This is a genomic window from Streptomyces sp. JJ36 (assembly GCF_021696945.1).
GTDB lineage: Bacteria > Actinomycetota > Actinomycetes > Streptomycetales > Streptomycetaceae > Streptomyces.
In genome coordinates, this window is the sequence record NZ_JACYHE010000211.1 from 1 (window position 1) to 245 (window position 245).

Annotated in this window: 1 protein-coding gene; it reads right to left on the reverse strand. The window is 65.3% G+C overall.

Going from position 1 to position 245, the window contains the following annotated elements; genetic code table 11:
* A partial coding sequence (locus HOY81_RS27185) for a hypothetical protein (RefSeq protein ID WP_237323361.1) occupies positions 1 to 245 on the reverse strand: 245 nt, incomplete at both ends.

Sequence of the window (245 nt, forward strand, 5' to 3'; positions counted from 1 at the left end):
GTAGGAGACGTCGGTCAGCCCGTTGTCGGTGACGTCGACCGAGGTCAGCTTGTTGCCGGTGTTCCAGGTCAGCTTCTGGGTGTCACCGTCGATCATCCGCTCGGTGGTGTTGCCCAGGTTGTCGTAGCCGTAGGACTGGAAGGATTCGATGGTCCCCGTGGCGGTCTTCTCCACGGCGTCCACCCGGGTGAGGGTGTGCGGCTGGACCTCCTCCGGAGCGCTGGTGCCGTTCCCCGTGACGGTGG